Origin of the sequence: Propionibacterium sp. (assembly GCF_047719395.1) — a bacterium.
In the GTDB taxonomy this organism is placed as follows: Bacteria; Actinomycetota; Actinomycetes; order Propionibacteriales; family Propionibacteriaceae; genus Propionibacterium.
In genome coordinates this window covers 23,635-29,694 of record NZ_JBDNTB010000035.1, presented here as the reverse complement: position 1 = coordinate 29,694, position 6,060 = coordinate 23,635, and the positions used below count along the sequence as shown (strand labels likewise).

Annotated in this window: 7 protein-coding genes; 6 read left to right on the top strand and 1 reads right to left on the bottom strand. The window is 68.2% G+C overall.

The window, feature by feature from the left end; genetic code table 11:
• The first annotated feature begins 155 nt into the window (after positions 1-155).
• Genes ABF648_RS07645 through ABF648_RS07630 form a run of 4 tightly spaced genes read left to right on the top strand, consistent with a single transcriptional unit; the run spans position 156 to position 3,300 of the window.
• Positions 156-674 (top strand): hypothetical protein, encoded by a 519-nt coding sequence (locus ABF648_RS07645; RefSeq protein ID WP_415631703.1) that lies wholly within the window; start codon positions 156-158, stop codon positions 672-674.
• A 36-nt stretch (positions 675-710) separates the two neighbouring features.
• The gene (locus ABF648_RS07640) at positions 711-1,403 is read left to right on the top strand and encodes a hypothetical protein (protein ID WP_415631702.1); all 693 of its coding nucleotides are present in this window, start codon (positions 711-713) and stop codon (positions 1,401-1,403) included.
• A 13-nt stretch (positions 1,404-1,416) separates the two neighbouring features.
• Positions 1,417-3,027: a M23 family metallopeptidase gene (locus ABF648_RS07635; protein ID WP_415631701.1), complete on the top strand. Its 1,611-nt coding sequence runs from the start codon at positions 1,417-1,419 to the stop codon at positions 3,025-3,027.
• A 6-nt stretch (positions 3,028-3,033) separates the two neighbouring features.
• Positions 3,034-3,300: a DUF6112 family protein gene (locus ABF648_RS07630; RefSeq protein WP_026926270.1), complete on the top strand. Its 267-nt coding sequence runs from the start codon at positions 3,034-3,036 to the stop codon at positions 3,298-3,300.
• Positions 3,301-3,314: 14 nt separating this feature from the next.
• Here the strand turns inward: ABF648_RS07630 and ABF648_RS07625 are convergent, their stop codons facing one another.
• Positions 3,315-4,181: a TIGR02391 family protein gene (locus ABF648_RS07625; protein ID WP_415631700.1), complete on the bottom strand. Its 867-nt coding sequence runs from the start codon at positions 4,179-4,181 to the stop codon at positions 3,315-3,317.
• A gap of 187 nt (positions 4,182-4,368) precedes the next feature.
• Here ABF648_RS07625 and ABF648_RS07620 point away from each other — a divergent pair, with 187 nt between their 5' ends.
• Both ABF648_RS07620 and ABF648_RS07615 read left to right on the top strand, forming a co-directional pair.
• The gene (locus ABF648_RS07620; RefSeq protein ID WP_227007205.1) at positions 4,369-4,665 is read left to right on the top strand and encodes a DUF6112 family protein; all 297 of its coding nucleotides are present in this window, start codon (positions 4,369-4,371) and stop codon (positions 4,663-4,665) included.
• Positions 4,666-4,698: 33 nt separating this feature from the next.
• The gene (locus ABF648_RS07615) at positions 4,699-6,057 is read left to right on the top strand and encodes a conjugal transfer protein TrbL (RefSeq protein ID WP_415631699.1); all 1,359 of its coding nucleotides are present in this window, start codon (positions 4,699-4,701) and stop codon (positions 6,055-6,057) included.
• Positions 6,058-6,060 lie beyond the last annotated feature (3 nt).

The window sequence follows — 6,060 nt, the reverse complement described above, 5'->3', positions numbered from 1 at the left end:
CGCGCTCGAGCCGCTCGTCGGGCGCGCCGGCCCCCCCCCCCCCAAACCGCCCCCCCTGTGCCCGCCGCCACCCCCCGGCTCACCCGTGGGGGGGGCCAAACTTTGCACCACCGTCGAGCGGGCCGCTCGGGAAGACCCGCGAGCAAGCGGCGGCGATGATTCCCGGCGGTGCCTCGCACACGACGTTGGAGAAGATCGGTTACCTCGAAAACATCGCCAACAACCCCGCTCAGCCCGAGACGTTTCGCGCCGAGGCCGCCGCCGGGCTGGAACGGATCGAGGCCGGGGACCCGGTGCATCCGATCTACCAGGCGATCCGCGACGCCGACATCACCGCGCGGGAGCGGCGCGAGGCAGAGATGCACGCCCGCGCCGAAGCAGCCGTTGCCCAAGCGAAGTCGATCAAGAAGGGCAAGCGCACCCCACCGCGACCACTGCCGCTCGTCACCGACGACGGGCAACCCGTCCGCTACCCGCTGCGGGCGTTCATCCAGACCTGGGGCGAGCTGACCAACTGGTGGACCCACTACGACGCCAACACCATCGCGCGCGAGCTGACCGACGAGCAGTTCGAGAACTTCCTCGCCACCACCGACGGCACCGTCCGATTCGCCGACGCCCTCCGAGCCGCCCGCGAGGGCGCGGCGGAGCGGCCACGCCTCCGAGCACTCTGACGCACAGACCCGGTGCGGGGTGCGCACCTGCTCGGCATGAGCCCTGCACCTACCGATCCTCGGAACCGTCGCCGACTCGTCGCCCTCATCGCCGCCGGTATCGTCCTGCTGCTTCTCGCTGGCGTCGGCGTCTACGGACTCCTCACCGGCCCCCGCAGCAGCACCAGCACCGATCACGACCCGGAGCCTGGCCCGGTCACGACGGCACCGCCGACGGTGGCACCGAGCACACCTCAGCCACTGCGGGTTCCAGTGGTTCCGCGTTCGGCCGATCCCGAGACCTTCGTTCAGAGCGTCGCGTCAACGCTGTTCGCGTGGGACACCGGCTCGGGGCTGTGGCCGCTGGACTACGCCTCGGCGATCCTCGCGGTCGGTGACCCCAGCGGGGACGAGCAAGCCGGGCTGGCCTCCGACGTGGCCGCGTACCTGCCGACCCGTGACGCCTGGATCGAGCTGCGGCAATACGCCACCCGTCAGCACCTCACCATCGATACCGCGTACGTCCCCGACGCCTGGGCCGACGCCGTCGCGCAGGCCCAGCCGGGGCAGCTCGCGGCCGGAACGACGGCCGTCACGATTGAGGGCACCCGTCATCGTGCCGGGGTCTGGAACGGCCAGCCGGTCACCAGCGAGCATCCGGTCGCGTTCACCGTGTTCGTCGTTTGCGCACCGACCTATCCGACCTGCCATCTGCTGCGGCTGTCGCAGCTCGACAACCCGCTGCGCTGAAGGGGTTGTCGTCGTGTTCCGCAAAGCTGCCATCGCAGCACTGGCGCTGCTGTTCATCGCCCCCGCCGCAGCACTCCTCGGCGTCGGGGCGCTGATGAACCCCGCTGCCGCCTACTGCGCCACCCCCGCCGGAACGGTGAACCTGGGCCCGATCCCGGACTCGCTCACCGTGACCACTGCGAACGGCGAGACCTTCACCCTGGATCGTCAGCAGCTCACGCACGCGGCAACGATCATCTCCGTCGGTAACGGGATCACCGACGTGGGCCGCCCGGGAATCAAGATCGCGTTGATGGCCGCGCTCACTGAGTCCACGCTGCGGATGCTCACCAACACCGGCGCCTACCCGGAGTCGGCGAACTACCCCAACGACGGCAACGGCGGCGACCACGACTCCCTCGGCCTGTTCCAGATGCGTCCACAATCGGGATGGGGTTCGGTCGCAGAGTTGATGGACCCGAACTATCAGGCGCGGGCGTTCTTCGGAGGGCCGACCGGACCGAACTACCCCTCGCCGCGTGGCCTACTCGACATCCCCGGCTGGCAACAGATGGACCCCGGCGAAGCCGCTCAAGCCGTCGAGGTGTCCGCCTACCCCGACCGCTACCGCAACTACGCGCCCGTCGCCGACAGCATCCTCGCCGCCCTCACCAGCGGAAGTAGTGCCGCTGGCGGCGCGGGTGGCCCGGCGATGTCGTCGTCGCGGGTGGTGTTCCCGCTGCCCGAGGGCACCTGGGTGCTGACTTCGCCGTTCGGGATGCGGGTGCACCCGATCACAGGCGAACGGAAGATGCATACCGGCACCGACTTCGCCGCGCCCGATGGCACGCCGATCCTCGCCGCCGCGGACGGCACCGTCACCGTCGCGGAGTTCTCCGGCGGGTACGGCGGCCTCATCGTCATCGAGCACATCATCGACGGCAAGACTGTCGCGACCGCGTACGCGCACATGTGGCAGAGCGGCATCCACGTCCGTCCCGGCGACCGTGTGAGTGCCGGGCAGCACATCGGCGATGTTGGTTCCTCGGGCATGAGCACCGGCGCACATCTGCACTTCGAGGTCCGGCCCGGCGGCACGAACGGTGAGGCCATCGACGCCGCCGCCTGGCTCAACGAGCACGGGGCCGCGAACCTGCCGACGGCGACGAGCGGATCACCCGCCGCCTGCAACAACGCCACTGCGGGCACGCCGACCGGCGTCGATGGAGATCCCGACCGGCTCGTCGACGATCCCACCAGCTCAGGGAAGATCACCGCTCGCATGCTGCACCTCTATCAGCAGACCCTTGCGGCGTTCCCCGACACCGGCTGGGGCTGCTACTCACCGCGCCCCGGCACCAAGTCCGAGCATCCCCTCGGCAGAGCATGCGATATCACCTTCGGCAACCGCATCGGCCAGCGCCCCACCCCGGCCCAGCTCGACGCCGGCTGGAAGGTCACCAACTGGATGAAGGAGAACGCCGACGTGCTCGGCGTCGAGTACCTGATCTGGCAAGGCAAAACCTGGTCCGTCACCCGCGATGCCGAGGGCTGGCGACCCTACAACGGAGGCGGGATGCACGACCCCGCCTCCATCACCGGAGGCCATTACGACCACCTCCACGTCACAGTCAAGGCAGGGTGATCGACGATGGGTGTCTTCCCTGACTTCGACGGGCTCGGCGGCATCGGCGACCTCCGCGCCGTGGTCGGCGCGCTCCTGACGTTCGTCCTGATCGTCGCCGTCCTCATGCTCATCGTCTCCGCGATCGTGTGGGCTATCGCGACGGCCCACGGTAACTACGCGACCGCGAGCAAGGGACGAATCGGTGTGCTCGTCTCCGTCGGTGCCGCCGTCCTCGCCGGAGGCGGGGTGGCCTGGATGAACTGGCTACTCACAGTCGGTTCAAGTTTGTAGCTGCGGCGTCGCGGTCATCGGTCCGGTTCCTTCGCGTCGGCGCTCGCTGTCTCGCACTGGTCGAGCAGGCGCGCGAGGTAACTGTATGCCGCGAGGCGCTCCATCGCTTCCTGCTCGGACAGTTCGGTGCGCGTGTGCGTCGTCACGTTGCGGACCGTGAGGTTCAGACCAGTGGCCATCGCGTTGAGGGCCTTGGCGAGCGGTTCAAGACCACCGCGCATGCTCTTCACCGTCTTGTCATCCGACCCTCCCGGCCAGGTGAGCTTCGGCTTGCCCGGTTCAGGAACGCCCGGCGATAACGTCTGCTGCCAGAAGACCGTGTCATCGACATCGTTCCGGCCGAGACGTTCCTTCCAGTGGACCGTGAGGCCTTCGGCCGCTTCACGAACTGCAACTCGGTACTGATGCGTCGTCCAATGGGCGGAAGCACCAGCCCAGACCACGGGGTGAAACTGTGCGGGAGCGAAGGTCGGAAGGTCAGAGTCCGTACGTGACTCGGCGTCGACGATCATCGCGTCGAGCCTGCCCTTGACGTTGGCGGTCGTAGTCCGAATATCCCGAGGCGCGATGGGGGCCTTGGGCGCAGACATAAATGACCAGTTGGAGATCGGGTCGATCGCTCCGAGACCAGCGATCCCAATGTAGGCGCCGGTCACTGACACAGCGCTCGCCGCCAGGCCAGCAGCCTCCGCGACACCGAGTTCGAGCCGTTGAACCTCGCACTGATCCTGGCCTTCCTTTGTCCACACAGTAGGAAAGAGTCCGCGCGCCGACATGTGATCCGATTCAACCTGAGTGCTCATCCAGGCGTCGAACGCTTCCTCGAACTTCTCAACAGCGGCACGCAATCGCTGGAGGTAATCCACCCCGTACTGACTCATGTTTCTTGCACCTCTCGTCCGGCGGTCCCGTGCGGGCGAGCGACGCACAGATACTCCAAGGCTACGGGCGGCCACCGACGGGGACGGCGACGAGCGCGCACCTGTCGCGTGTACCCCGTCTGCGAGTCCGCGGGCGGGCCGCCCGCCGCCAAGGAGACCTACCGTGTTCGATCTGCTCGCCAACGTCATGTCCGCGCCGCTGCTGGTGCCGATGGACATCAACATCGACCCCAACACCAACGGCCTGCCGGGGATCAACCAGCTGCGCACCATCGTCGGCGCGGTGATGACCATCGGCCTGATCCTCAGCGTGCTCGCGCTGATCGTGTCCGCGATCGTGTGGGGCTTCGGCGCGAACTCCTCCAACCCGCACCTCGCCTCGCGCGGGAAGATCGGCGTTCTCGTCTCCTGCGGCGCGGCGGTGATCTGCGGCGCGAGCGTGACGCTCATCAACTTCTTCTGGAACGTCGGCCAGTCCGTCTGACCCGACTGTCGTCGTCGAGAGCTGGTGTTCGTGATGGGCGTGTGCGACGTTCCCGTGATCTCCTCGGTCTGCGATGCCGTCGGCGAAGGGGCCGCGTCTCTGGGCGCGGCCCCGTTCGACTGGCTCGCCCAGGCGATGGGTGCCGCCGCCGGGTGGCTGTTCGAGGCGGTCTGGTCCGTCTTCGACACCACGACGCTGGTGGATGTCACCAAGCCCGGCTACATCGCCGTCTACAACCTGCTGTTCGGCATCGCCGTCTTCGTGATGCTGATCTTCTTCTGCTTCCAACTCATCACCGGCCTGATCCGCCGCGACCCCACCGCCCTCACCCGAGCCGCGCTCGGCTTGGCGAAGTCCGTCCTCGGATCGTTCGTGGTCATCACGCTCACAGCGCTACTGCTGGAAGTCGTCGATCAGTTGTGCATCGGGATCGTGCAGGCCGCCGGAGAGACCACCGAGTCGATGGGCGACAAGATCGCCCTCCTCGCCGCAGGACTGGTGGGGATCAACATCGCCGCTCCCGGTGTCGGAGCGATCATCACGATCTTCATGGCCGGCCTCGCGATCACCGCCGCCGCAATCGTGTGGCTGTCCCTCCTCGTCAGGAAAGCACTGCTGCTGGTGGCGGTCGTGTTCGCGCCGCTCGCGTTCAGCGGCGCATCCTGGGACGCCTCGCGCGGGTGGATCGGGAAATGGGCGATGTTCGTCGTCGCGCTGATCTGCTCCAAGCTCGTGCTCGTCGTGATGTTCCTCGTCGCGATCACCCAGGTCTCCGCACCGATCGACGCCGACCTCGCCTCGGTCAGTGATCCCATCGCGGGGATCGTGCTGATGGCAATGGCCGCATTCGCCCCATATCTCACCTACAAGTTCATCGCGTTCGTCGGGTTCGACATGTACCACGCGATCGGCTCCGAGCAGGACGCCAAGAGCGCCCTCAACCGCCCGATCCCCGTCCCGACCAAGCCACAAGGTGGCGGCGACCCGAAGAAGGTACTCGACGGAACCAGCAGCGGCGGCGGGAACTCGGGCGGAGGTTCCGGTGGAGGAAGCAGCGCACCGCCACCACCGAAGACCCCGGCACCGGCACCCGCCGCGGGCGGCGGAGGCGCAGCAGGCGGGAGTGGCGCAGCCGCAGCCGGTCCCGTCGCGGCAGGCGTCGTGGTCGGGGCGAGTGTCGCCAAGGGTGCAGCGACCGCCGGCCCGAAGGCCGGAACCGCGCTGGGAGCCCAGGGCGAGCACGCCGCCGACGCAGCCGCGCAGACACCGCCACCGCCCGCCGCCTCGCCTGCGGCACCGCCGTCGAGCCCGGCACCACGACCACCGAGCACCGATCCGTCACCGCCGCCGAAGCAGCCCCCGCCGCCCGCGCCACGCCCACCAAAGGAGTAGACG